The organism is Weissella viridescens (assembly GCF_001437355.1).
GTDB lineage: Bacteria > Bacillota > Bacilli > Lactobacillales > Lactobacillaceae > Weissella > Weissella viridescens.
In genome coordinates, this window is the sequence record NZ_JQBM01000002.1 from 133,141 (window position 1) to 155,639 (window position 22,499).

The 22,499-nt window shown below is 41.7% G+C and carries 26 protein-coding genes and 2 tRNA genes; all 28 read left to right on the forward strand.

Features of this window, described 5'->3' with window-relative positions; translation table 11 throughout:
- Positions 1-93: 93 nt before the first annotated feature.
- The 28 genes from IV50_RS03210 to IV50_RS03340 all read left to right on the forward strand — a co-directional run bounded on the left by IV50_RS03210 (position 94) and on the right by IV50_RS03340 (position 22,416).
- On the forward strand, positions 94-1,446 hold the full coding sequence (locus IV50_RS03210) for a Mur ligase family protein (protein WP_057745005.1): 1,353 nt from the start codon (positions 94-96) through the stop codon (positions 1,444-1,446).
- Positions 1,447-1,449: 3 nt separating this feature from the next.
- A complete protein-coding gene (locus IV50_RS03215) occupies positions 1,450-2,157 on the forward strand; it encodes a type 1 glutamine amidotransferase (RefSeq protein WP_057745009.1) in 708 nt (235 codons plus the stop codon).
- A gap of 55 nt (positions 2,158-2,212) precedes the next feature.
- Positions 2,213-2,395: a hypothetical protein gene (locus tag IV50_RS07820; RefSeq protein WP_141324991.1), complete on the forward strand. Its 183-nt coding sequence runs from the start codon at positions 2,213-2,215 to the stop codon at positions 2,393-2,395.
- A 19-nt stretch (positions 2,396-2,414) separates the two neighbouring features.
- Positions 2,415-2,693, forward strand: coding sequence for a hypothetical protein (locus tag IV50_RS03220; RefSeq protein WP_057745012.1), 279 nt, complete (start codon positions 2,415-2,417; stop codon positions 2,691-2,693).
- Positions 2,672-3,070: a ribonuclease domain-containing protein gene (locus IV50_RS03225; RefSeq protein WP_057745014.1), complete on the forward strand. Its 399-nt coding sequence runs from the start codon at positions 2,672-2,674 to the stop codon at positions 3,068-3,070. Before IV50_RS03220 ends, IV50_RS03225 begins: the two co-directional genes overlap by 22 nt.
- A 5-nt stretch (positions 3,071-3,075) precedes the next feature.
- Positions 3,076-3,546, forward strand: coding sequence for a hypothetical protein (locus tag IV50_RS03230; protein ID WP_146741138.1), 471 nt, complete (start codon positions 3,076-3,078; stop codon positions 3,544-3,546).
- A 497-nt stretch (positions 3,547-4,043) separates the two neighbouring features.
- The gene (locus tag IV50_RS03235; protein WP_057745020.1) at positions 4,044-4,304 is read left to right on the forward strand and encodes a hypothetical protein; all 261 of its coding nucleotides are present in this window, start codon (positions 4,044-4,046) and stop codon (positions 4,302-4,304) included.
- Between the two features lie 655 nt (positions 4,305-4,959).
- The gene (locus IV50_RS03240) at positions 4,960-5,583 is read left to right on the forward strand and encodes a thymidine kinase (RefSeq protein WP_057745023.1); all 624 of its coding nucleotides are present in this window, start codon (positions 4,960-4,962) and stop codon (positions 5,581-5,583) included.
- Positions 5,584-5,594: 11 nt separating this feature from the next.
- Positions 5,595-6,677: a peptide chain release factor 1 gene (gene prfA / locus IV50_RS03245; RefSeq protein ID WP_057745025.1), complete on the forward strand. Its 1,083-nt coding sequence runs from the start codon at positions 5,595-5,597 to the stop codon at positions 6,675-6,677.
- A gap of 3 nt (positions 6,678-6,680) precedes the next feature.
- A complete protein-coding gene (prmC, locus tag IV50_RS03250; RefSeq protein WP_057745028.1) occupies positions 6,681-7,541 on the forward strand; it encodes a peptide chain release factor N(5)-glutamine methyltransferase in 861 nt (286 codons plus the stop codon).
- A 2-nt stretch (positions 7,542-7,543) separates the two neighbouring features.
- Positions 7,544-8,569 carry an L-threonylcarbamoyladenylate synthase gene (locus tag IV50_RS03255; RefSeq protein WP_057745030.1) on the forward strand — a complete coding sequence of 342 codons (1,026 nt, stop codon included), beginning with the start codon at positions 7,544-7,546 and terminating at the stop codon, positions 8,567-8,569.
- A gap of 94 nt (positions 8,570-8,663) precedes the next feature.
- On the forward strand, positions 8,664-9,914 hold the full coding sequence (gene glyA, locus IV50_RS03260; RefSeq protein ID WP_057745032.1) for a serine hydroxymethyltransferase: 1,251 nt from the start codon (positions 8,664-8,666) through the stop codon (positions 9,912-9,914).
- Positions 9,915-9,953: 39 nt separating this feature from the next.
- Positions 9,954-10,583 carry a uracil phosphoribosyltransferase gene (upp, locus tag IV50_RS03265; protein WP_057745035.1) on the forward strand — a complete coding sequence of 210 codons (630 nt, stop codon included), beginning with the start codon at positions 9,954-9,956 and terminating at the stop codon, positions 10,581-10,583.
- A 110-nt stretch (positions 10,584-10,693) separates the two neighbouring features.
- Positions 10,694-11,107: a pyridoxamine 5'-phosphate oxidase family protein gene (locus IV50_RS03270; protein ID WP_057745037.1), complete on the forward strand. Its 414-nt coding sequence runs from the start codon at positions 10,694-10,696 to the stop codon at positions 11,105-11,107.
- 200 nt (positions 11,108-11,307) lie between these two features.
- Positions 11,308-12,594 carry a solute carrier family 23 protein gene (locus IV50_RS03275; protein WP_057745039.1) on the forward strand — a complete coding sequence of 429 codons (1,287 nt, stop codon included), beginning with the start codon at positions 11,308-11,310 and terminating at the stop codon, positions 12,592-12,594.
- A gap of 255 nt (positions 12,595-12,849) precedes the next feature.
- Positions 12,850-13,557: a F0F1 ATP synthase subunit A gene (gene atpB / locus IV50_RS03280; protein WP_057745042.1), complete on the forward strand. Its 708-nt coding sequence runs from the start codon at positions 12,850-12,852 to the stop codon at positions 13,555-13,557.
- 42 nt (positions 13,558-13,599) lie between these two features.
- Positions 13,600-13,824, forward strand: a complete 225-nt coding sequence (gene atpE, locus IV50_RS03285) for a F0F1 ATP synthase subunit C (protein WP_057745045.1) — start codon at positions 13,600-13,602, stop codon at positions 13,822-13,824.
- A 29-nt stretch (positions 13,825-13,853) separates the two neighbouring features.
- Positions 13,854-14,369: a F0F1 ATP synthase subunit B gene (gene atpF / locus IV50_RS03290; RefSeq protein WP_057745048.1), complete on the forward strand. Its 516-nt coding sequence runs from the start codon at positions 13,854-13,856 to the stop codon at positions 14,367-14,369.
- Positions 14,369-14,914, forward strand: a complete 546-nt coding sequence (atpH, locus tag IV50_RS03295; RefSeq protein WP_057745051.1) for an ATP synthase F1 subunit delta — start codon at positions 14,369-14,371, stop codon at positions 14,912-14,914. The genes atpF and atpH overlap by 1 nt, the downstream gene beginning before the upstream one ends.
- A 43-nt stretch (positions 14,915-14,957) precedes the next feature.
- The gene (atpA, locus tag IV50_RS03300; protein WP_057745054.1) at positions 14,958-16,469 is read left to right on the forward strand and encodes a F0F1 ATP synthase subunit alpha; all 1,512 of its coding nucleotides are present in this window, start codon (positions 14,958-14,960) and stop codon (positions 16,467-16,469) included.
- A gap of 15 nt (positions 16,470-16,484) precedes the next feature.
- On the forward strand, positions 16,485-17,360 hold the full coding sequence (locus IV50_RS03305; protein WP_057745057.1) for a F0F1 ATP synthase subunit gamma: 876 nt from the start codon (positions 16,485-16,487) through the stop codon (positions 17,358-17,360).
- Between the two features lie 41 nt (positions 17,361-17,401).
- Entirely contained in the window at positions 17,402-18,808 is a 1,407-nt protein-coding gene (gene atpD, locus IV50_RS03310) for a F0F1 ATP synthase subunit beta (protein WP_057745060.1), read from the forward strand.
- A 16-nt stretch (positions 18,809-18,824) separates the two neighbouring features.
- Positions 18,825-19,247 carry a F0F1 ATP synthase subunit epsilon gene (locus tag IV50_RS03315; RefSeq protein ID WP_057745064.1) on the forward strand — a complete coding sequence of 141 codons (423 nt, stop codon included), beginning with the start codon at positions 18,825-18,827 and terminating at the stop codon, positions 19,245-19,247.
- Positions 19,248-19,329: 82 nt separating this feature from the next.
- Positions 19,330-20,073, forward strand: a complete 744-nt coding sequence (locus tag IV50_RS03320) for a M15 family metallopeptidase (RefSeq protein ID WP_057745067.1) — start codon at positions 19,330-19,332, stop codon at positions 20,071-20,073.
- Positions 20,074-20,157: 84 nt separating this feature from the next.
- Positions 20,158-20,808 carry a deoxynucleoside kinase gene (locus tag IV50_RS03325; protein ID WP_057745069.1) on the forward strand — a complete coding sequence of 217 codons (651 nt, stop codon included), beginning with the start codon at positions 20,158-20,160 and terminating at the stop codon, positions 20,806-20,808.
- A gap of 19 nt (positions 20,809-20,827) precedes the next feature.
- Complete coding sequence (serS, locus tag IV50_RS03330) at positions 20,828-22,114, forward strand: serine--tRNA ligase (protein ID WP_057745072.1); 1,287 nt, start codon at positions 20,828-20,830, stop codon at positions 22,112-22,114.
- Positions 22,115-22,254: 140 nt separating this feature from the next.
- Positions 22,255-22,336: transfer RNA gene (locus tag IV50_RS03335), tRNA-Leu, on the forward strand.
- A gap of 7 nt (positions 22,337-22,343) precedes the next feature.
- Positions 22,344-22,416: transfer RNA gene (locus IV50_RS03340), tRNA-Thr, on the forward strand.
- Positions 22,417-22,499 lie beyond the last annotated feature (83 nt).

Sequence of the window (22,499 nt, forward strand, 5' to 3'; positions counted from 1 at the left end):
TGATAATGGTGTTCAGCAAAACGAACAAAATGTTACACTTAGTGCTAGCAATTTAAAGTGATTATGCTGCGGCATAATAAAAAGGAGTAAGACATGAGTTTAAGAAGTTCATTGGCAACCTTTGTCGGAAATAGTTCATATTTTGTGTTGCACAATGTGCTCCACCGCGGAGGCACATCATTACCAGGAAAATTGGCAATTAAAATTGATCCAAATGTTATGACGACATTGGCTGAAAAATACGATGTCATCTTAGTGACTGGAACTAATGGTAAGACGTTAACCACCGCTTTAGCGACCCGTGTCTTGCGTGAAAAATATACTGACGTCATCACGAACCCATCAGGTTCAAACATGATGCAAGGAATCACTGGGACCATGCTCACAGCAAAGCCTAAGAAAAATGGGCAAAAGCCAGTAGCAATTCTTGAGGTTGACGAAGCCAATATGGAAGAGGTCGCCCGTCAATTAAAGCCGAAGGCGTTTGTTTTGACGAACATATTCCGTGATCAATTAGATCGTTATGGTGAAATTTACACGACCTATGAAAAGATTCTGAAGGGGATTCGACTATTCCCTGAAGCGACGGTGATTGCCAATGCGGATTCACCAATCTTTATGCGTGGTAATTTACCTAATCCAAAGGTTTACTTTGGTTTCAAGACAGAATCTGAAACCGGGGACATGCGTGCACCATATAACACAGATGGGGTTTTGTCACCCACTGACAATTCCGTTCTGCACTATCACTACATTACCTTTGCGAACCAAGGTTCTTATTTCAGCAAGACTGATGACTTCAAGCGGCCTGAACTGGATTATGCCGTCACCAAGTTAAATGAGTTAACACCACGTTATTCAAACTTTGACATTGATGGTCAAACTTACCAAATCGAAATTGGTGGAGAATATAATATCTATAATGCTTTGGCAGCTTACACCATTGGTCGTTACATGGGTGTTTCACAAGCGCAAATCAAGCGTGCTTTTGAATCAAATGCACAGATTTTTGGTCGACAAGAAGCGGTTAAAGTTGACGATAAAGATGTCACTATCGTTTTGATTAAGAATCCAGTTGGGGCTAATCAGGTCATTCAAATGATGGCTTCTGATGATCAACCATTCTCAGTGATTGCTTTACTAAACGCCAATTACGCTGATGGTATTGATACAAGTTGGATTTGGGATACCGAATTCGAAGATTTGGCCAAGACTAACATGCAAGCTATCTCAACAGGTGGTGAGCGTTACAAGGATTTGTATGTTCGTATTAAGATGGCTGGCTTCGGTGACCAACCAGTCTATGAAGATTTAACACGGATTGTGGCAGCTATTAAGGCGCAACCAACAGAACACGTCTATGTCGCCGCCACTTATACAGCAATGTTGCAATTGCGTGAGCAGTTAAAGCAAGCTGGTTACATTAAAACTGGAATGGAGGGCTAATCAATGGCGGAATACACTTTACAAACAGCGCACCTATACGGTGACTTGATGAACACGTATGGTGATTACGGTAATATCGTTGCCCTAAATTTCTATGCTAAGCAACTCGGTGTGGCCGTTGAAACGGATATGGTTTCACTTGGTGATGATTTTGATGATACCAAGTATGATTTTGTCCTTTTTGGTGGTGGTCAAGACTATGAGCAAATGGTGGTGACCAAAGACTTGCCTAGCAAGGCGCCAGCCATTAAGCGCTACATTGAAGATGGTGGGACTTTCCTTGGCGTTTGTGGTGGTTTCCAATTATTAGGAGACTATTTCGTTTTGGCTGATGGTACGCGTGTTGAAGGAATCAAGGCGATGATGCATTACACGTTGAATCAGCCAAACGGTCGATTCATTGGAAATGTGACGATCGAAGATCCAACTAATGGGGATATCTATCATGGTTTTGAAAATCACCAAGGGCGAACATTCCTTGATGATAAGGAACGTCCTTTGGGGATGGTCAAGCAAGGTAAGGGAAACAATGGTGAAGATGGTGGAGAAGGTTTGGTCTATAAGAACACTTACGGAACCTACTTCCATGGACCTATCTTGACGCGTAACGGAAATCTAGCCTTACGTATGTTGCAAAAGATGCTTGAGCGTCGCTATCCCGATGTTGATTGGGCTAGTCGAGTTTCTGAAATCGAACCTGAATTCTATTAATAAAGACGAAAAACGCGCACATATTTGTACGCGTTTTTTACTTCTTTAATCTGAAATGGACCATAGCAGAGCAGACATACTAACTAGTTTTGCACGGCGTGATAGTGGTTTCTTACCAAAAATGGGTTGGAGTCATTCAGATTGGATGATGATTGTTGGAGTTAGTCTTTCGGGATTCGTAACGCTAATGTTACTTACGCGTTTAGCTTACAACGTGATGCGTCATGGAGATAAGTGAGATGCCTAAGTAGTGCAAAATGTTCTTAAAGCAATTTAATATTATGATGGTGGGCGACTTGATTATTAGTAGTTTGGGCGTATTACCAGCCGCGTTGACACCTGGAGAAGTTAAAGTGGGCAATCGAGTTTTGAATGGTCGTTATCAACAAAAAGCTGGAGAAACGGATGTTTATCAATACAAAAAAGAGGATAAACCACGTTATCAGAAATCAACAAAGGTTGCCTATGAGCGCCCAGCAAGCGAGCTGCAGCCAAGAAAAAGCGTCAAACCATTTTGCGAAAGGCAAAGAAACTAACCAAAAAGTGGCTAAAAAAGGCAAATAAAAAGACTAAAAAGTCCGCAAACAAGTTACGTAAAGGTTTAACTAAGGGGCATTCTGGTTCTAAGAAGGACAAAGATACGCAGAAAGCTTTTGATGCCTATTCATCACACGGTTGGAAGGGTCAATACCGTGGTGGGCCAGCAAATGCAAATGGTAAGTGGATGAATAAGCCAAGTGGGAATGCCCAAAGATTACCTACGAAAAAATCCGATGGGACTGATATTACTTATGCCGAATTTGATATTGATGACGTAAAACCAAGATCTGCTAGAAGGCTTGTGAAAGGTAGCGATGGGAATGTATATTATACAAATGACCATTATAAAACATTTAAAAGGGTTGAAAAATGAGAATCATGAAACGAAATCAAATATATAGAGTTAGTGAATATGAATTGAATCAAAGATTAGATGAACTATTGAATGATGTAAAAGTAATTGAATTTTACGGCAAAGAGATCCCTGATTTAGATACTTTCTTAAAGCAGTGTATTCAGAAATTTAAATTACCAGTAATTACTCCTGAAGAAGATGAAGATGAACAATTTCCGAATTATAATATACCAGATCCTTTGCACGGATTAAGTTATGCTATGATGGATTTATCGAATATTAGTGATTTCCCACAACAACCTATAGTGATGGTGATTCATGATGAAATGAAGTTTTTGTACGCTGCAGATTATAACGATTCGGGAATTGTATGGAACATGTTTATTAGTTCGATTTTTCCATATTATGATACGGATCAAGAAATCACAAAAAAAGTTGCTCAACGTCCTTCTGACAAGAATAAAAGAAAATTTGACCTCTATTTAGTTGATTAGGATGAAAGCCACCTTAAACTTGGGTGGCTTTTCTTATATTTATTTAGCACTGACAGGACAGCAGGGGGGGATAGTTTATTAGGGTAGGAATCCAGTTTGACCGATTTATGAAGTTGGCTATAAAGGTAAGAAGCAGAAAATAGCTATTACCGTTGGTTGTCAATGGGGTTTATAGGACTGTCATTACAACGAAAGAAATGAAATTCTATAGAGTATACGGTGGAAGGGCTAAACCCACCGGTTCATTTGTTACAACCAGCAAATCAAATAATAGAATTGATGCTGCATTGAAGCCGGAATGGTAGAGTATATGAAGCGGAGATTGCTGTACCGAAAGGAACTGTTTTAAATATTGGTGAGGTAGCACCACAAAAAATAGAAAGTACAGGTACAATACTGGAGGGTGAGGCTGATCAAATTCTTATGCCAAGAGATTGGCCTAATACTTGGATAAAAAATATGCGGATTATTCCATCTAAATAATGTAGGAGATAGAAATGGATAAGGTTAAACAAAAAGTTAGAAAAATATTGAATTATATTTTTAAAAATCACCTAGATGAAAAAGGTTACGGTAGTGTAGAGAAAGCTGTAAAACAAATGAATGGGATCATTAATGCAAATGATGTACAGGAAATTAAAAAGTATGCCGGATTTAGTAGCAGTTTAGTTAGGTGGTATGTTGATGATTCAACGGAATATCAAAGCCCTTTAATTGGGAAATTTTCAAAATTGGATGAAGCAATTAAAAAACTATGATTTATGAAAAAAAGAGATGGTGGTGGGGAATTGATTGAAAAGTATGTAAGTACAAATATGTACTATTGCATTTTTGTAAGAAAGAGCGAAAAAGCATCTCTAAGGTTAAAAGTATAATATCGAAGTTTTATATAGTGCTATTACACATATGATATACCATTTTTAATATACAAACAGAGTTTTGGGTCCTTTAGCACTGAGGTGATTTAAGGGAAGAAAAAATAACGGAAGTCAGTCTGATTATTCAGCAAGAAGTGATTTTTATCCTTTTTTAACGCATATACAGAGAGTGAAGATTTATTTTCAAACATTTTAAATGCATTTGCCAATTGGTCTGTCGATGATTGCAGTGACTTCTTTAGTGAAAAGAGTATGAGGCTGAAAATAATTTTGATGATACTCTTAGTTGGTGTAGGTTAGATTAAGGAGAGAAAAAATCGGATTTTCATCTGTGAATCAAGTAAGCACAGCATTTTAAGAAGAGGTAAATGTACTAAATATGAAGTAAGTTATGAAATAAGCGTAACTGATCAATAAAAATAAAGCAGTTAAACAGATTGGATGTTTAACTGCTTTTTTTCTATCCGCAATTTGGTTATACTGTTAAATGAGTGTTAATCGGCAAAATTATCTATTAACACCGAAAGGAGTCAGGATGGCACAGTTGTTTTTCCGTTATGGCGCAATGGCCAGCGGTAAGAGTATTGAAATTTTAAAGGTCGCTCATAATTATGAGGTCCAACAACGCAATGTCTTGTTGTTAACGAGTGCGCTCGATAACCGGACTGAAGTCGGGGAGATTGCATCACGCATTGGTTTAACCCGTCCAGCCGTTGCGATTACAGATCAAGATGATTTGTTTGCGTTGATTGATCAACAAGATGATATTGCGGCTGTGCTGATTGACGAAGCACAATTTATGACCAAGGAACAAGTCTTGCAATTGACCCATGTGGTTGATGAATTGAACATTCCAGTGCTTACTTTCGGTTTGAAAAATGATGCCTTTAACAATTTATTCCCAGGATCAGAAGCCCTTTTGATTTATGCGGATAAGATTGAAGAAATGAAGACGCTATGTTCATTTTGTGGTCGTAAAGCAACGATGAACTTGCGTTTAAATGATGGTGTGCCAGTGTACCAAGGCGCGCAAGTACAAATTGGTGGAGATGATTCATATCTACCTGTTTGCCGCCGTCACTATAACCACCCTGATTTAGAAGCGATTGCACGCCGCTCACAGGACTCTGGTTTTACAGCAGCTGCAGAATTTAAATAGGAGAACAAACGATGGATGAAATTTTTGAACGACTACAGTCAGTCGTAGATCGTTATGATGAAGTGAATGAAATGCTTTCTGATCCAGATATCATTTCAGATACCAATCGTTTTATGGAATTGTCAAAGGAAGAAGGACAATTACGTGAAACAGTTGAAGTTTTTAAGCACTACCAAGACGTTATTCAAGAAATCGCAGACGACAAGGAATTGTTGAATGAAGATTTGGATGCGGATATGGAAGAATTGACTAAGGGTGAACTAAAGGAACTTGAAAGCGAAAAGTCTGAATTAGAAGAACGCTTGAAGATTCTATTGCTCCCTAAGGACCCTAATGATGATAAGAATATTATCATGGAAATTCACGGTGCTGCTGGTGGCGATGAAGGGGCTTTGTTTGCTGCGGACTTATACGAAATGTACAGCCGTTATGCTGAACGCCAAAACTGGAATGTCGAAGTCATTGATGAAAACAAGACTGAAATTGGCGGATACAAAGAAATCGTTTTGATGATCACCGGAAACAATGTGTATTCAAAGTTGAAGTATGAAAACGGGGCCCACCGTGTGCAACGTGTGCCTGAAACTGAATCAGCTGGACGTGTTCACACATCAACTGCCACAGTTGGGGTAATGCCTGAATATGAAGACGTTGATATTGAAATTGAAGACAAAGACTTGCGTGTCGATGTTTATCGTTCATCTGGAGCTGGAGGACAGCACATTAACAAGACGTCATCTGCCGTGCGTATGACCCACTTGCCAACGGGAATCGTTGTGGCGATGCAAGACCAACGTTCACAACAACAAAACCGTGCCAAGGCGATGGAAATTTTGAAGACACGTGTGTACGATTACTATGCCTCACAAAACGAAGCTGAATATGCCGAAGAGCGTAAGACAGCCGTTGGTACTGGTGATCGTTCTGAACGCATTCGAACATACAACTATCCTCAAAACCGTGTGACGGATCACCGGATTGGTTTGACTTTGAATAAGTTGGATCGCATTATGAACGGTGAATTAGACGATATCATCGATGCACTTGTGATTGCTGATCAAACGGCTAAACTTGAAGATTTGAAGCAAGGTTAAGTTATGTTTGATGAACAATGGACAATTCAAGCCGTCAGTGACTGGGGAAATTGGCAACTCGAGCCATATGTCCATGATCAAGATGAACGCCAAGCGCAAATCGACTATCTCTTAACGGGGATGTTGGACTGGAATTATAGTCAATTGGCCAATAATGCGAATACGATTTTGGAAGATGATTTGCGTTTGCGTTTTATGGTTGCTGTTGACGCGATTAAAGGTGGGCAACCGGTGCAATATGCACTAGGACATGCAGCTTTTTATGGTCGTGAATTCCAAGTAGACCGACGCGTCTTGATTCCACGCCAAGAAACTGAAGAATTAGTTGATTGGGTTTTGCGAGACCATCCCAAAGCGACAACACAATCAGTCTTGGATATTGGTACTGGATCAGGGGCGATTGCTGTGACCATTGCAGCTGAACGGCCAACATGGGATGTAACAGCTAGCGATATTTCTAGTGAGGCTCTTGAGGTGGCGCAAGCCAATGCCAAACAATATGCACCGCAAGTTGGCTTTCTTCAAAGTGACCTTTTTGAAAATATTAAGGGTCAGTATGACGTGATTATTAGCAATCCGCCATATATTGCTGAAGATGAACGTGCTGTGATGGATGAAAGTGTATTAAACTTTGAACCGGACCAGGCTTTGTTTGCTGAAGACCAAGGGTTGGCAATTTACGAAGCGATTGCTCCGGAATTGTTGGCACATTTAAAGCCAAATGGGGAGGCTTATTTTGAAATTGGGTATCAGCAAGGACCAGCGCTCGTTGATCTCTTTAGTCAATTGCCGGCGACACAAGTAACATTGCAACAAGATATGAGCGGGCATGACCGCATGTTGAAGGTTGCAAGAAGGGGGTAAGTATGGAAACTAAGATTTGGACACCGGATGAATTGCCAGCAGCAGTCCGTGCGATTAAGCGCGGATCGTTGGTCGCTTTTCCAACGGAAACCGTTTATGGCTTAGGCGCTGACGCTTTCAATGAGAAAGCAGTCGGCAAGGTATACGCTGCTAAAGGGCGGCCATCAGACAATCCGTTGATTGTCCATGTGGCTGACCCAGAGCAAATTGACGCATTCGCGCAACGCAATGAATGGGCTGATAAGTTAATTAAGGCATTTTGGCCTGGACCTTTGACGATGATTTTGCCAGTTAAACCTGGTGCTTTGTCAGCAACGGTCACGGGTGGGCTAGACACCGTAGCTATTCGAATGCCAGATAATGATTTAACAAGAAGCTTGATTCGGGAAGCAGACACACCAATTGTTGGGCCGTCAGCCAATACATCTGGCCGTCCTTCACCGACAATTGCCCAACACGTCTATCATGACTTGCATGGCAAGATTTCAGGGATTTTGGATGGTGGCAGTACACGCATCGGGGTTGAGTCAACTGTGATTGATCTTTCTACGGACGTGCCAACGGTTTTGCGTCCTGGAAAAATCACACCTGAACAAATTGAAGTTATTTTAGGCACTGATGTGGAGGCTGGACAACATGCAGTTAAAGCCGACGAAGTGCCTAAAGCACCCGGAATGAAATATCGCCATTACGCACCAGACAAAGATGTGTATATGGTTACCAAAGATGAATGGACGCAAGCCGTTATCTGGGCGCAGTCACAATTAGATCCTGTTGGGATAATGTTGACGAATGACTTAATTGCCGAACATCAACTATCAGAGATGGATTTCGTGTGGTCATTAGGTCCAGATGCAGATTCAGCTGCAGCGAAGTTATTTGCCGGATTACGTCATTTTGACGCGCAGCCTAACATCAATACAATTTTGGTTGCTAAGATGCCGGAAACATCAGCAAATGCTGCTTACAATAACCGCTTAAATAAAGCGGCTGGTGGGCAAGATGTTTCTGAATTGTTAGAAGATTAGTTCTGTTTTAAAGATAATGTACGGAAATCAATGTATTTTTAAACAAAATATTGTATAATGTACGTATATTAATCTTTGGAGGGCTGATGCCAATATGACAAATTACCGTAGCTATGATTCTGAATTGTGGGAAGCCGTTGATCGAGAAGCAGATCGACAAGAACATAATATTGAATTGATTGCCTCTGAAAATATTGCCTCTGCCGGTGTCCGCGCCGCGCAAGGAAGTATCTTGACCAACAAGTATGCTGAAGGGTACCCTGGTAAGCGTTACTATGGTGGAACGGAATTCATTGACCAAGTTGAACAACTCGCCATTGACCGCGCCAAGGAATTGTTTGGTGCTGAATATGCGAACGTTCAACCTCACTCTGGGTCACAAGCCAATGCTGCAGTTTATGCTGCATTGCTTGAAACTGGAGATGAAGTGCTTGGAATGAGTTTGGATGCTGGAGGGCACTTGACTCACGGTGCTGCGGTAAACTTCTCTGGTAAGGTCTATAACTTCCATGAATATGGATTGGATGAAAACGAATTACTAGATTATGATCAAGTGCAAGCTTTGGCGGATGAATATCACCCTAAGTTAATTGTCGCTGGTGCTTCAGCTTACTCACGGATTATTGATTTTGATCGTTTCCGTAAGATTGCTGACTCAGTTGGTGCTTATTTGATGGTTGATATGGCACACATTGCCGGACTTGTTGCGGCTGGTGTGCACCCATCACCAATCGGGATTGCTGATGTTGTGACAACGACAACCCACAAGACCTTGCGTGGTCCACGTGGTGGCTTGATCTTAGCCAATGAAGAACTTGGTAAAAAGTTGAATTCTGCAATCTTCCCTGGAACGCAAGGGGGACCTTTGGAGCACGTGATTGCTGGTAAAGCGGTTGCCTTCAAGGAAGACCAAGATGATAGCTTCAAGGCCTATGGCCGACAAATTATTGCGAATGCCTCAGCGATGGCTGAAGTATTCAATGCATCAAAAACGATCCGCGTTGTTTCGGGCGGAACTGACAACCACTTGTTTAACCTCGACCTAACTGAAACAGGTATTTCAGGTAAGAAGGCGCAAAACTTGTTGGATTCAGTTCACATTACAACAAACAAGGAAGCCATTCCAAATGACCCACGTAGTCCATTTATCACATCTGGTATCCGTATCGGAACGCCAGCGATTACAACACGTGGGTTCAAAGAAGCTGAAGCAGCTCAAGTCGCTGAACTTGTGGTGCGTGCTTTGGAGAATTCTGAGGATGCTGCTATTCTTGCTGAAGTTGCCGATGACGTACGGGCTTTGACGGATCGTTTTCCATTGAGTAAAATTGAACATGCTGAGTAGTGGCATGTAAAAACTAAAAAAGTTTGGAGAATGAACGTAATGAGTAATTTAACTGTGTTTGAACATCCTTTGATTCAACATAAACTAAGTATTATCCGTAACAAAGAAGTGGGAACAAAAGAGTTCCGCGAGATCGTTGATGAAATTGCTTCATTGATGGCCTACGAAGTTACCCGTGACTTGCCAATGACGGAAGTTACAATTGAGACACCCGTAGCCACAACGGAAAAGAAGACTTTGGCAGGTAAGAAGTTGGCGATTGTGCCAATTTTGCGTGCAGGTCTAGGGATGGTTGATGGAATTATGAAGTTAATTCCAGCAGCGCGTATTGGTCACATTGGCATGTACCGTGATGAAGAAACGCTTGAACCAGTTGAATACTTTGTTAAGTTGCCAGATGACATTGATCAACGAGAAGTTTTGCTTGTTGATCCAATGTTGGCAACGGGTGGATCAGCTGACATGGCGATTGATGCTTTGAAGAAGCGTGGTGCCAATAAGATCAAGTTGATCACACTTGTTTCTGCTCCTGAAGGGGTTGCGGCTGTTCAAAAGGCCCACCCTGATGTGGATATTTTCACAGCTAGTGTTGATGATTATTTGAATGAAGATGGTTACATCGTCCCAGGTTTGGGTGATGCTGGTGACCGTTTGTTCGGTACACACTAATAAAAAATGCAAAAAGCTTATCTCGTCGAGATAAGCTTTTTTGCATTTCTTACAATATTAAAGTGATAAACTGGTAAAATAGAAGTATAAAAACGAAAGAGGGATTTATCATGGCAGATTTTCAAGAATATGTAGCTGAAGCTAAACAATTATTGGTATTGGCGACAGCTGTGGCTGACCAACCATCAGTCCGTGTCGTCGGTTTTGGTCAGGATCCAGAGGTGCCTAATCGTTTCTACGTCGTTTCAAAGCCTGATGTCGCTAAGGTTGCACAGATTCAAGCTAATGACAAAGTGGCCTTTACCACAATGCCTGGTGCTGGCGGTAAGCGTATGTCATCTAATAAGGTGACGGCCAAGGTTTCAGATAAAACATGGCCAGAGATCGAACCTTTGTTTGCTGATAATAAAGGATGGCACTCGGGGCACCCACATCCTGAAGCTGAAACCATCTTGGAATTGAATTTTGATTCAGTGCTTTTGGATTCATTTGTTGAGGCACCTGAAGCGATTGAATTTAAATAATTGTCACTTGTGCTCTTAAAACGGTTAACGTATACTCAATAGTAATGAAATGTGTCTTTAATTCAGCCCAGTGAGACTGAAAAGTTCAAATAGTCGAGTCCTGCTTTTTGCGTGGCGTAAAATCGATTTGAATTTTTAAGCTGGTGTTGTTGTAAACGACACCAGCTTTTTTAGGCGCAAAAATAGGAGGAAGTTTTAAAATGGCAGAAAACCAAAAGGATGTCGTTTTGGATGTTGATGATAAGCCCAAATTTGGACAGTGGATTGGACTTTCATTGCAACACATGTTTTCTATGTTCGGATCAACCGTGTTGGTACCGTTACTTGTTGGCTTGAACCCTGGAATCGCATTGTTCAGTTCTGGTGTTGGAACACTTTTGCATATCTTGATTACGAAGAAGGAAATTCCTGCGTACATGGGATCAAGTTTCGCCTTCATTGTGCCAATGATGTCACTGATGAAAACAACCGGGTATCCTGGTGTTGCTGCGGGGGTTATCTCGGTCGGGGTGATTTACTTAATTATTGCTGGAATTGTAGCCATGATTGGGACAAATTGGATTGATCGTCTTTTACCACCAATCGTGGTGGGCCCAATTGTCATGGTGATTGGCTTGTCATTGGCGCCTTCTGCGGCCCAATCAGCCACGTTGTTGAATGGCAAGTATGACATTCGTGTCTTTATTGTGGCCATGCTGACTTTGGGTGTTACGATTTTCTTCAACATGAAGTTAAAAGGATTTCTTGGTTTAATTCCAATTTTGCTTGGAATTGTGGTTGGATATATCTTTGCCGTCCTCTTTGGCTTGGTTGATTTCCAACCAGTTATGCAATCAAAATGGTTTGCCTTACCAAACTTTGAAATTCCATTTGTGAACTACCAACCACATATGTATTGGAATGCCATTATTGTAATGGCACCACTGGCGTTGGTAACGATTACTGAACACATGGGTCACTTGATGGTACTAGATGACTTAACTGGTCGTAACTACTTTAAAGAGCCTGGGTTGCAACGTACGCTTGCAGGTGATGGGGCTGCGTCAATCTTTGCGGGATTAGTTGGCGGACCTTCAGTAACGTCATACGGTGAAAATATTGGGGTTATGGCGATTACCAAGGTTCACTCGGTCTACGTTCTGATGGGAGCAGCGATGTTTGCGATTCTGTTCTCATTCGTTGGTAAGCTTTCTGCATTGATTCAATCAATTCCAGGGGCAGTGACTGGTGGGATTTCATTCCTCTTGTTCGGCGTGATTGCGGCATCTGGGTTGCGTATCTTGGTTGATAACAAGATTGATTTTGATAAGAAGCGTAATTTGATGATTGCTTCTTCAGTTTTGGTTATTGGAATCGGAAATGCTTACTTACAAGTTGGATCTGGTTCAGAAGTTGTTCAATTTTCAGGAGTTGCAATTGCAACTGTTTTGGGAATTGCTTTGAACTTGATTTTGCCAAAAGAAGCAGCGTCTGAAGCTGATGTGTAAGTGCTCTGCTTACGCTGAATAAGGATAGAAAGGGCTTACATATCTGTAGGCCTTTTTTTCTTATAAAAAAAGTTTGTGAAAAAAATCGCTAAAAGCATTGATGCTATCAACTTTCTAATATTCTTGGACAAATTTTGGCATTTTAGTCATTGAATTGCCAAGCAAATGGGCATAATATAGTGGTGTATTGCAGGTATGTGTGTGTTTCGGCACCCGTGTGTCGGTGATTAAATTGGGAAAAGGAGGTAACGTTCTGTGGACGAAAAAACCGCATCATTTGTTATTGCGGGACTGAAATTTGATCTGCCGGTTATCATTTCGATTACGGTGGCTATGGCGTTGGTATTTATTATCTGCGTTTGGATGGCTCACCGTCTCACAATGAAACCAACTGGTAAGCAAAATGCGTTAGAAATGCTGATCGAATTCACAAATGGGATTGTTGACGGCAATCTTCCTAATCAAACGGGTCGTGAGCTAAAATTCTTCTCATTTGTACTATTCGCATTTGTGTTCGTAACAAATCAGTTAGGTTTAATTCTTCATGTGAATGTTGGAGGCGTGACTTTCTTAAAGAGTGCCACCTCTGACCCGCTGGTTGCATTTACCTTGGCGCTGATATCAATTGGGTTGTCCCATTTTTTGAGTGTTGATAAGGGTGGATTCAAGAAGTACGTAAAAGGCGTATACTTTAGTCCATATGCCGCGTTGATGCCTATCAATGTCATTGATCAATTTACGAGCTTTATGACCTTAGGGCTTCGACTCTTTGGAAATATTTTTGCCGGTGAAATTGTGATGGGCTTGATTTGGGAATTAGCCAAATCATACGGTATCCTAACCATGGTGCCAGGACTCATTTTGGCAGTCATTTGGATGGCCTTTTCATTCTTTATTGGTGCTATTCAAGCATATGTTTTCGTCGTTTTGACCAATGTCTATGTTGGCGAAAAATTAGAATAGTTGTCTAGTCGTTTTTTATATAAATCTCAGGAGGATGTTTTCATGACAGGAAGTATTGCAACAATCGGTGTAGGTCTTGCCGCAGCTGGAGCCGCCATTGGTGGAGGTATCGGTAACGGACTTATTATCTCAAAGATGCTTGAAGGGATGGCACGCCAACCTGAACTTGAAGGAAAGCTACGTTCAAACATGTTCATTGGTGTTGCGTTGGTCGAAGCCGTGCCAATTATCACTATCGCGATTGCGTTCATGTTGTTGAGTAAGTAATTCAGTTATTGCGTGGAGGCCAACTAATTATGTTAAATCAAGTATTTTTCGCTGGTGCTAGCGATGGGTTGGCTTTGGGGAATATGTTATTTTTGTTAATTGCCTTTGTTATCCTAATGCTGCTTCTTAAGAAGTTTGCATGGGGACCGGTAGTTAAGATGATGGATGACCGTGCAAATAAGGTTGCTCATGATTTGGATTCTGCAGAAGATGCGCGCCAGCAAGCTGAAAAGCTTTCAAAGGAGCGACAAGAACAATTGACGGCAGCACGTACTGATGCCAACAAGATTGTCGCTGATGCGAAAAAGTCAGCTGATGCACAAGGCAAGAAAATTGTTGCTGACGCCCAAACAAAGGCACAAACACTTAAAGATCGTGCTGCAACCCAAATTGAACAAGATCGTTCAGAAGCAATGACATCTGCTAAAAATGATGTTGCCGACTTGTCGGTAACAATTGCACAAAAGATTATTCAAAAAGAATTAAAGCTGGATGATCAGAAAGCATTGATTGATGCTTATATTGATGGGTTAGGAGAAAAATAATGGCCAAATTAACGAGCACCACAATTGGTAAACGTTATGCAAAGGCTTTATTTGAACTAACAGAACCAGAAGGAACGATTGATGCGACTTTAGCTGAGCTAATGTCAATTGGATCCGTTTTTTCTGAAAATCCAGATTTAATGTCAGTTTTGACTTCAGTTAACATTCCTGAACCAGATAAGCAGGCTTTGTTAAAGAGTCTAGAACAAGGCGCAAGTACTTTTGTACAACGTCTTTTAGACTTAGTTTACGAAAATCGACGCATTGCCGATTTACCAATGATTATTAAGCAATACAAAGTGCTAGTGGATCGCCATAACCAGGTTGTTACAGCTAAGGTTACGACAGCAATTCCATTAGATGATGCGCAAACGGCGCGTTTGTCTGATAAATTGAAAACATTATTCAAAGCAAAGCAGATTGTAATTGAGAATAATGTGGATCCAAATATTATTGGTGGCGTAAAAATTGAAGCAAATGATCGCGTTTTAGATGGCACGATATCGACAAAGTTAGCAAATATTCGCCAAAGCATTACTGACTAATAGAAAAGCACGAAAGAATTAAGTAGAAAGAGGAACTGTTGAAATGAGCATTAAAGCTGAAGAAATCAGTTCTCTCATCAAAGAGCAATTAGCCAACTACGAAGATAAGCTAGATGTCAAAGAGACAGGAACTGTTACCTATGTTGGTGACGGTGTTGCCCGTGTCGATGGCTTAGATAACGCCCTTGCTGGCGAACTAGTGACCTTTGAAAGTGGCACTTACGGTATGGCACAAAACCTTGAATCAGACGATGTTGGAATTATTATTTTGGGTCGTTATGATGATATTCATGAGGGTGATACCGTTACTCGTACAGGCCAAGTTATGGAAGTGCCTGTTGGTGAGGAACTCATTGGACGTGTTGTAAATACGCTGGGTCAACCAGTTGATGGATTGGGACCAATCCATACGACAAAGACTCGTCCGATTGAAGCCAAAGCCCCAGGGGTTATGGATCGTCAATCGGTTTCAGAACCTTTGCAAACTGGAATCAAGTCAATTGATGCCTTGGTACCAATTGGCCGTGGTCAACGTGAATTGATTATTGGAGATCGTAAGACAGGTAAGACGTCAATCGCGATTGATACGATTTTGAACCAAAAGGATCAAGATGTTATTGCAATTTATGTTGCAATTGGTCAAAAAGATTCAACAGTTCGAACACAAGTCGAAACTTTGCGCCAACTCGGTGCCTTGGATTATACAATCGTTGTGACTGCTGGACCTTCTGAACCAGCACCGCTATTGTATTTGGCACCATATGCTGGTGCTGCCATGGGTGAAGAATTCATGTACAACGGTAAGCATGTGTTGATTGTGTATGATGATCTATCAAAGCAAGCAACAGCTTATCGTGAGCTGTCATTGATTCTTCGTCGTCCACCTGGTCGTGAAGCCTATCCTGGTGACGTGTTCTATTTGCACTCACGTTTGCTAGAACGGGCTGCTAAATTGTCAGATGAATTGGGTGGTGGTTCAATGACCGCTTTGCCAATCATTGAAACCCAAGCTGGAGACGTTTCAGCCTATATTCCAACGAACGTTATTTCTATCACCGATGGACAAATCTTCTTGGATGCTGACGCCTTCTATGCTGGTAACCGTCCAGCCGTTGATGCGGGAACATCTGTTTCTCGTGTTGGTGGAGACGCTCAAATTAAAGCCATGAAGAAGGTTGCGGGAACGTTACGTTTGGATTTGGCATCATATCACGAATTGGAATCATTTGCGCAATTCGGTTCAGATTTGGATTCAGCAACGCAAGCTAAGTTGGCGCGCGGTCGTCGTACCGTTGAACTACTTAAGCAACCATTGCATGCACCAATGCCTGTTCAAGATCAAGTTATCGTTTTATATGCCTTGACGCATGGCTTCATGGATGATGTGGCGGTTGACGATATTCCACGTTTCGAATCAGAATTAATTAGCGCAATGCATGCCTCACACAGTGATTTAGTCGATACGATTGTGCAAACATCACAACTACCTGATACAGACCAGTTGGATGCAGCAATGAAGCAATTCAAATCAACATTTACTGCAAGTGAGCAATAGTAAAGGAGGGCAATTATGGCAGCTTCTTTGCAAGAGATTCAACACCGTATTGAGTCCACTAAAAGCACGCGTCAAATTACAAGTGCGATGCAGATGGTTTCAACGGCAAAATTGTCTAAAATTCAACGCTCTGGGAATGGATACCGTGTGTACGCACAACGTCTTTCTGATGTTGTCGCCCATTTAGCGGCCGCTAACATTTCCAACGTAAAGGGGACTTTGCTAGATAAGCGTGACGTTAAAAAGGTTGGCTTTCTAGTTATTACCTCTGATCGTGGTTTGGTTGGGGGTTATAACTCAACATTGATTAAAGCAGTCATGAGTGAATTAGAAGCGCGCAACTTATCAAAGGATGATGTTGTGATTCTCGCCGTTGGTGGAAATGGCGCAGATTTCTTTAAGAAGCGTGGTTTCAACGTTGCTTATGAGTATCGTGGCGTATCTGATGTTCCTGATTTTATGGAAGTGCGCGATATCGTTCGGATGGTGACATCAATGTACGATAACGAAGTTTATGATGAGCTTGTGATTGCTTATCAACACTTTGCAAGCCGGATTTCAAATGAAATTGAAATGGAACAAATTTTACCCGTTGATACGACAAAATTAAATGCTGATAGCAACGAGATGAGTGCAGAGTATGATATGAATCCATCACCTGAAAAGATTTTGGAAACGGTCTTGCCTCAATATGCCCAAAGCTTAGTCTATGGGGCGATTTTGGATGCCAAGACTGCTGAACATTCAGCCTCTGTTAACTCGATGTCTTCAGCATCTGACAATGCTAAAGACGTGATTGATAGTTTGGAATTGCATTATAATCGTGCGCGTCAAGCTGCTATCACGACTGAAATTACCGAAATTACCGGTGGTATGGCAGCGCTTGAATAGCTGTCGCCAAGGTGCGTAGCAGTTACAGAAAGGAAACGACAATGAGTACCGGACAAATTGTTCAAATCATTGGGCCTGTGGTCGATGTTGCTTTCCCATCAGGAACAGAATTGCCTGCTATCAACAATGCCTTAAAGGTTGATCGTGGGGCAGACAATGAAGACCTTACAGTTGAAGTGTCTTTGGAACTTGGAGATGGTGTTGTTCGTACAATCGCCATGGATTCAACTGATGGTTTGCAACGTGGCATGCAGGTTACCGATACAGGGGCACCAATCGAAGTCCCTGTTGGAGATGACACACTTGGACGCATGTTCAATGTGTTAGGTGAAACAATCGACAAGGGTCCACAATTTGGACCTGATGCCGAACGTATGCCAATTCATCGTGAGGCACCCGCCTATGATGAACTTGCGACTTCAACAGAAGTCTTGGAAACAGGAATTAAAGTTATCGATTTACTAGCCCCTTACATTCGTGGTGGAAAGACCGGATTGTTTGGTGGTGCTGGTGTTGGTAAAACTGTTTTGATTCAAGAATTGATTCATAATATTGCACAAGGGCACAATGGTATTTCTGTTTTCACTGGGGTCGGAGAACGAACTCGTGAAGGAAATGACATGTACCACGAAATGAAAGAGTCAGGAGTGCTTAAGCAAACGGCCATGGTTTATGGTCAGATGAATGAGCCTCCTGGTGCACGTATGCGTGTTGCTTTGACTGGTTTGACCATGGCGGAATATTTCCGTGATGAGAAACATCAGGATGTTTTGTTGTTTATCGACAACATCTTCCGTTTCACCCAAGCTGGATCTGAAGTGTCAGCCTTGCTAGGTCGTATTCCATCTGCCGTTGGTTACCAACCAACGTTGGCAACTGAAATGGGACAATTGCAAGAGCGAATTACGTCTACTAAGAATGGTGCGATTACATCAATCCAAGCTGTTTATGTCCCAGCGGATGATTATACTGACCCCGCTCCGGCAACAACATTCGCCCACTTGGACGCCACAACTAACTTGGAACGTTCATTGACGCAACAAGGTATTTATCCAGCCGTTGATCCATTGGCATCTACGTCAACAGCCTTAACGCCTGAAATTGTTGGTCAAGAACACTATGAAGTTGCGACTGAAGTGCAACACACATTGCAACGTTATCGTGAATTGCAAGACATCATTTCTATTTTGGGAATGGATGAATTGTCTGACGAAGAAAAGACAATTGTTGGACGCGCGCGTCGTATCCAATTCTTCTTGTCACAACCATTCTCTGTTGCGGAAACCTTTACTGGAATCCCTGGAGAATACGTTAAGGTGGAAGATACAGTTCGTAGCTTTAAGGATATTTTGGACGGTAAGTATGACCAATATCCTGAAGATGCGTTCCGTAACGTTGGTGCAATTGAACAGGTTCCAGAAAAAGCCAAGCAAATGGCTCAAAATTAGATAGGCGGAGTTGACCATGGCAGAAGATAAACATAGCTTTAAAGTAGCCGTTGTCACGCCAAATGGTGAAGTTTATGACTATCCCAATGCAACATTAGCCATTTTGCATACGACTGATGGTGAATTGGGGCTCATGGCTAACCATAATCCGGTTATCTCAGCATTGTCGACAAACGAAATGAAGATTGAAAATAAAGACGAAAATTATGAAGAACGCCTAGCGGTCAACGGTGGTTTCGCTGAGTTTTCAAATAATACATTAACGATTGTTGCAGATGCAGCTGAAAAGGCGGAAGAAATCGATGTTCATCGTGCCGAAGAAGCGCGTGATCGAGCTCAACGTCGACTTCGGGAGGCACACGATCAACGTGATCAGCAACTTGCTGAAGCAGCGTTGTTACGTGCGGTGACGCGAATTCATGCGGCAACTGGAAAATAAATTAATATCAAGGGTTTCTCTATTGATAGGGAAACCCTTTTTATTTGGGTGTATACTAGAATTTAGAAAAAGGGGGGCACCTATGAAAAATAAGGGTCTATTAGCAATGGGGATTGCGCTAATTGTATTATTTATTGGTGGATGTATCGCAGCTTATTCTCTGGGTCAAACAAAACCGCAAGATCAAGTGAAGACAAAGCACGCAGCACAACTCCCTAAATCGGCCACGTCAAATAATCCAAATCTTATTTTGGTGAATAAAAAGCATCCACTAAAACAAGAGCTTGGATTCAAAAAGGTTGAAATGAATGGTATTCCTGTTAGCCAGACAATCCAAGAGCCGCTAGAACGCTTTATGCATGATGCTCAATCAGCTGGCTATCCAGCAACTTTGGTGTCGGGATATCGTTCAAAAGCTTATCAAGAACAGGTTTTTAATCAAAACTATGAGCAAAATGTCAGTCAAGGTATGTCGCATGATCAAGCATTGAAAGCAACCAAGGGGGTTATTCAAACGCCAGGTTCAAGTGAACATGAGACTGGCTTAGCGGTTGATGTCATGACCAATCAGTATTGGGATAAGTACCATAACCTAGAAGCGAAGTCCGATCAGATGGCGGGCCAAAAGTGGTTAATCAAGCATGCGCCTGACTACGGATTTGTTTTACGCTACGTGAAAAGTCCTGAAGGTCGCAAAAGTACGGGGATTGACTATGAGAGTTGGCATTTCAGATATGTTGGTGTTGAAAACGCAAAATACATGACAAAACATCGCCTCACGCTGGAACAATATGATCAAATGATTAAGGACCAACATCAAAATTAGATTCGGTGACAAAACTATCCCGAAAGTTTCGATTTTTTGGTAGAATGGTAAACATAGTATTAGCGAGAAAGTAGGACGGAATCAATGATTGTATTATCGGGAACAATTGGAGCTGGTAAAACCAGTCTCACCACAATGCTAGCTGAGCATTTGGGTAGCAATGCCTACTACGAATCAGTGGATGACAATCCAATTTTGCCATTATTTTATGATGATCCAAAACGCTATGGGTTCTTATTGCAAAATTATTTTTTGAATAAGCGTTTGGAAAGTATCAAAGAGGCACAGACAAGTCCTTTGAATGTGATTGACCGTTCCATTTATGAAGATCGTCTTTTATTTCAGCTAAATGCTGATTTGGGACGTGCGACACAAATTGAAGCCAGCACGTATAGCGACTTGTTGAACAACATGATGGAGCAAGTCGATACATCCTCCGATGCACAAACGAAGGATCCGGACTTGCTGATTCATATTTCGGTTAGTTTTGAGACAATGCTTGAACGGATTAAGCGGCGTGGGCGTGATTTTGAACAAATTGAAAATGACCCATCACTGTATGAGTACTATAAGGAACTCACAGAACGTTATACAAAGTGGTTTGAAGCGTATGACCGATCACCTAAGTTACAAATTGACGGTGATAAATATGATTTCGTTGAAGATGAAGCCGCAGCACAAGCAGTCTTAAAGCAAGTTGATGATGCTTTAGCTGAGTTAAATCTAAAGGCCTAATGCCAAAGGAGAAGAGTAGATGATTGATTTAAAATATATCCGTAATAATCCAGAATTCGTTAAAGAACGTTTGGCAACTCGTGGAGTTGATCCAGAACAAATCGATGAATTGCTAGCAGCAGATGCAAAGCGTCGTGAAATTTTGGTCCAAACTGAAGAACTAAAGGCACGTCGTAACAAGGTTTCTGATGAAATTGGTCTTAAGAAGCGTAACAAGGAAGATGCTTCAGATGTTATTGCTGAAATGCAAAGTGTTTCTGCCGAAATCAAGACTTTGGATGAACAAGTTGAACAATTGGATGAAAAGATTGAGCACATCGCATCGCGCTTGCCTAACATGCCAAATGAATCAATTCCTGTTGGTCCAGATGAAGACGCCAATGTTGAAGATTACAAGGTTGGTGAAACCACAACCTTTACCTTTACACCAAAGCCACACTACGAAATCGGTGAAGATTTAGGTATCTTAGATTTCGAACGTGCTGGTAAGGTTTCAGGTTCACGTTTTGTTTACTACGTTGGTCAAGGGGCCCGCCTTGAACGTGCTGTTTATAACTTTATGTTGGACGAGCATGAAAAAGAAGGTTACACCGAAATGATTCCACCATACATCGTCAAAGACGAAGCAATGTATGGAACTGGACAATATCCAAAATTCCGTGACGATGCTTACCGTGTCGGTGCTGAAGAAGGAATGACGTTGATTCCAACGGCGGAAGTGCCATTGACAAACTACTACCGCGATGAAGTGATTGATGCTGATAAGCTACCAATTTCAGTCACTGCTTTGACCCCAGCCTTCCGTGAAGAAGCTGGATCAGCTGGACGTGATACGCGTGGGTTGATTCGTATGCACCAATTCAACAAGGTTGAGATGGTTAAGTTTGCTAAGCCAGAACAATCATACGCTGAACTAGACAAGATGGTGGCGAACGCTGAAAATATCTTGAAGAAGCTTGATTTGCCATATCACGTTATCACGCTTTCAACGGGAGATATGGGATTCTCAGCTGCTAAGACACATGATTTGGAAGTCTGGATGCCTGGGCAAGACCAGTATCGTGAAATTTCATCTGTTTCAAATACAGAAAGTTTCCAAGCGCGTCGTGCTCACATTCAATATCGTGATGAAAATGGTAAGTTGCAATATGTCCACACATTGAACGGTTCAGGTTTGGCCGTTGGACGTGCAGTTGCTGCTATTCTTGAAAACTATCAAAATGAAGATGGAACGGTCGATGTACCTGAAGTGTTAGTACCATACTTTGGTGCTGAAAAGATTGTCCCAGAATCAGAATTACATTAATCAAAAAAAGCATCGCCCATGTTGGTGATGCTTTTTTGATGTTTTAAAAAATTAATTAGTGAAAAACGTTGACTTTGTTTGGTGGGCTTGGTATGATAATTAAGTTGTTTCAGGGAGTGCCTTGAAAAAACAAATGCCATGCGGATGTGGCGGAACTGGCAGACGCGCTGGATTTAGGTTCCAGTGCCTTCGGGCGTGCAGGTTCGATTCCTGTCATCCGCATTTTGATGCCGACTTAGCTCAGCTGGCAGAGCACTTCACTAGTAATGAAGGGGTCGCTGGTTCGAATCCAGTAGTCGGCATTTTCATATTTATCATATGAATGGTATTTGCACCTATAGCGCAATTGGATAGAGTGTCTGACTACGAATCAGAAGGTTGCAGG

Bases quoted from the DNA above. Each gene is read 5' to 3' on its own strand.
- IV50_RS03220 (WP_057745012.1), top strand. From the start codon at position 2,415: ATGTTCTTAAAGCAATTTAATATTATGATGGTGGGCGACTTGATTATT.
- upp (WP_057745035.1), top strand. From the start codon at position 9,954: ATGAGTAATTTAACTGTGTTTGAACATCCTTTGATTCAACATAAACTA.
- IV50_RS03255 (WP_057745030.1), top strand. From the start codon at position 7,544: ATGGAAACTAAGATTTGGACACCGGATGAATTGCCAGCAGCAGTCCGT.
- serS (WP_057745072.1), top strand. From the start codon at position 20,828: ATGATTGATTTAAAATATATCCGTAATAATCCAGAATTCGTTAAAGAA.
- IV50_RS03320 (WP_057745067.1), top strand. From the start codon at position 19,330: ATGAAAAATAAGGGTCTATTAGCAATGGGGATTGCGCTAATTGTATTA.
- IV50_RS03240 (WP_057745023.1), top strand. From the start codon at position 4,960: ATGGCACAGTTGTTTTTCCGTTATGGCGCAATGGCCAGCGGTAAGAGT.
- IV50_RS03270 (WP_057745037.1), top strand. From the start codon at position 10,694: ATGGCAGATTTTCAAGAATATGTAGCTGAAGCTAAACAATTATTGGTA.
- atpH (WP_057745051.1), top strand. From the start codon at position 14,369: ATGGCCAAATTAACGAGCACCACAATTGGTAAACGTTATGCAAAGGCT.
- atpF (WP_057745048.1), top strand. From the start codon at position 13,854: ATGTTAAATCAAGTATTTTTCGCTGGTGCTAGCGATGGGTTGGCTTTG.
- atpE (WP_057745045.1), top strand. From the start codon at position 13,600: ATGACAGGAAGTATTGCAACAATCGGTGTAGGTCTTGCCGCAGCTGGA.
- IV50_RS03230 (WP_146741138.1), top strand. From the start codon at position 3,076: ATGAAACGAAATCAAATATATAGAGTTAGTGAATATGAATTGAATCAA.
- atpD (WP_057745060.1), top strand. From the start codon at position 17,402: ATGAGTACCGGACAAATTGTTCAAATCATTGGGCCTGTGGTCGATGTT.
- prfA (WP_057745025.1), top strand. From the start codon at position 5,595: ATGGATGAAATTTTTGAACGACTACAGTCAGTCGTAGATCGTTATGAT.
- atpA (WP_057745054.1), top strand. From the start codon at position 14,958: ATGAGCATTAAAGCTGAAGAAATCAGTTCTCTCATCAAAGAGCAATTA.
- glyA (WP_057745032.1), top strand. From the start codon at position 8,664: ATGACAAATTACCGTAGCTATGATTCTGAATTGTGGGAAGCCGTTGAT.
- IV50_RS03315 (WP_057745064.1), top strand. From the start codon at position 18,825: ATGGCAGAAGATAAACATAGCTTTAAAGTAGCCGTTGTCACGCCAAAT.
- IV50_RS03210 (WP_057745005.1), top strand. From the start codon at position 94: ATGAGTTTAAGAAGTTCATTGGCAACCTTTGTCGGAAATAGTTCATAT.
- IV50_RS03215 (WP_057745009.1), top strand. From the start codon at position 1,450: ATGGCGGAATACACTTTACAAACAGCGCACCTATACGGTGACTTGATG.
- IV50_RS03325 (WP_057745069.1), top strand. From the start codon at position 20,158: ATGATTGTATTATCGGGAACAATTGGAGCTGGTAAAACCAGTCTCACC.
- IV50_RS03275 (WP_057745039.1), top strand. From the start codon at position 11,308: ATGGCAGAAAACCAAAAGGATGTCGTTTTGGATGTTGATGATAAGCCC.
- IV50_RS07820 (WP_141324991.1), top strand. From the start codon at position 2,213: ATGGACCATAGCAGAGCAGACATACTAACTAGTTTTGCACGGCGTGAT.
- IV50_RS03235 (WP_057745020.1), top strand. From the start codon at position 4,044: ATGGATAAGGTTAAACAAAAAGTTAGAAAAATATTGAATTATATTTTT.
- prmC (WP_057745028.1), top strand. From the start codon at position 6,681: ATGTTTGATGAACAATGGACAATTCAAGCCGTCAGTGACTGGGGAAAT.
- IV50_RS03305 (WP_057745057.1), top strand. From the start codon at position 16,485: ATGGCAGCTTCTTTGCAAGAGATTCAACACCGTATTGAGTCCACTAAA.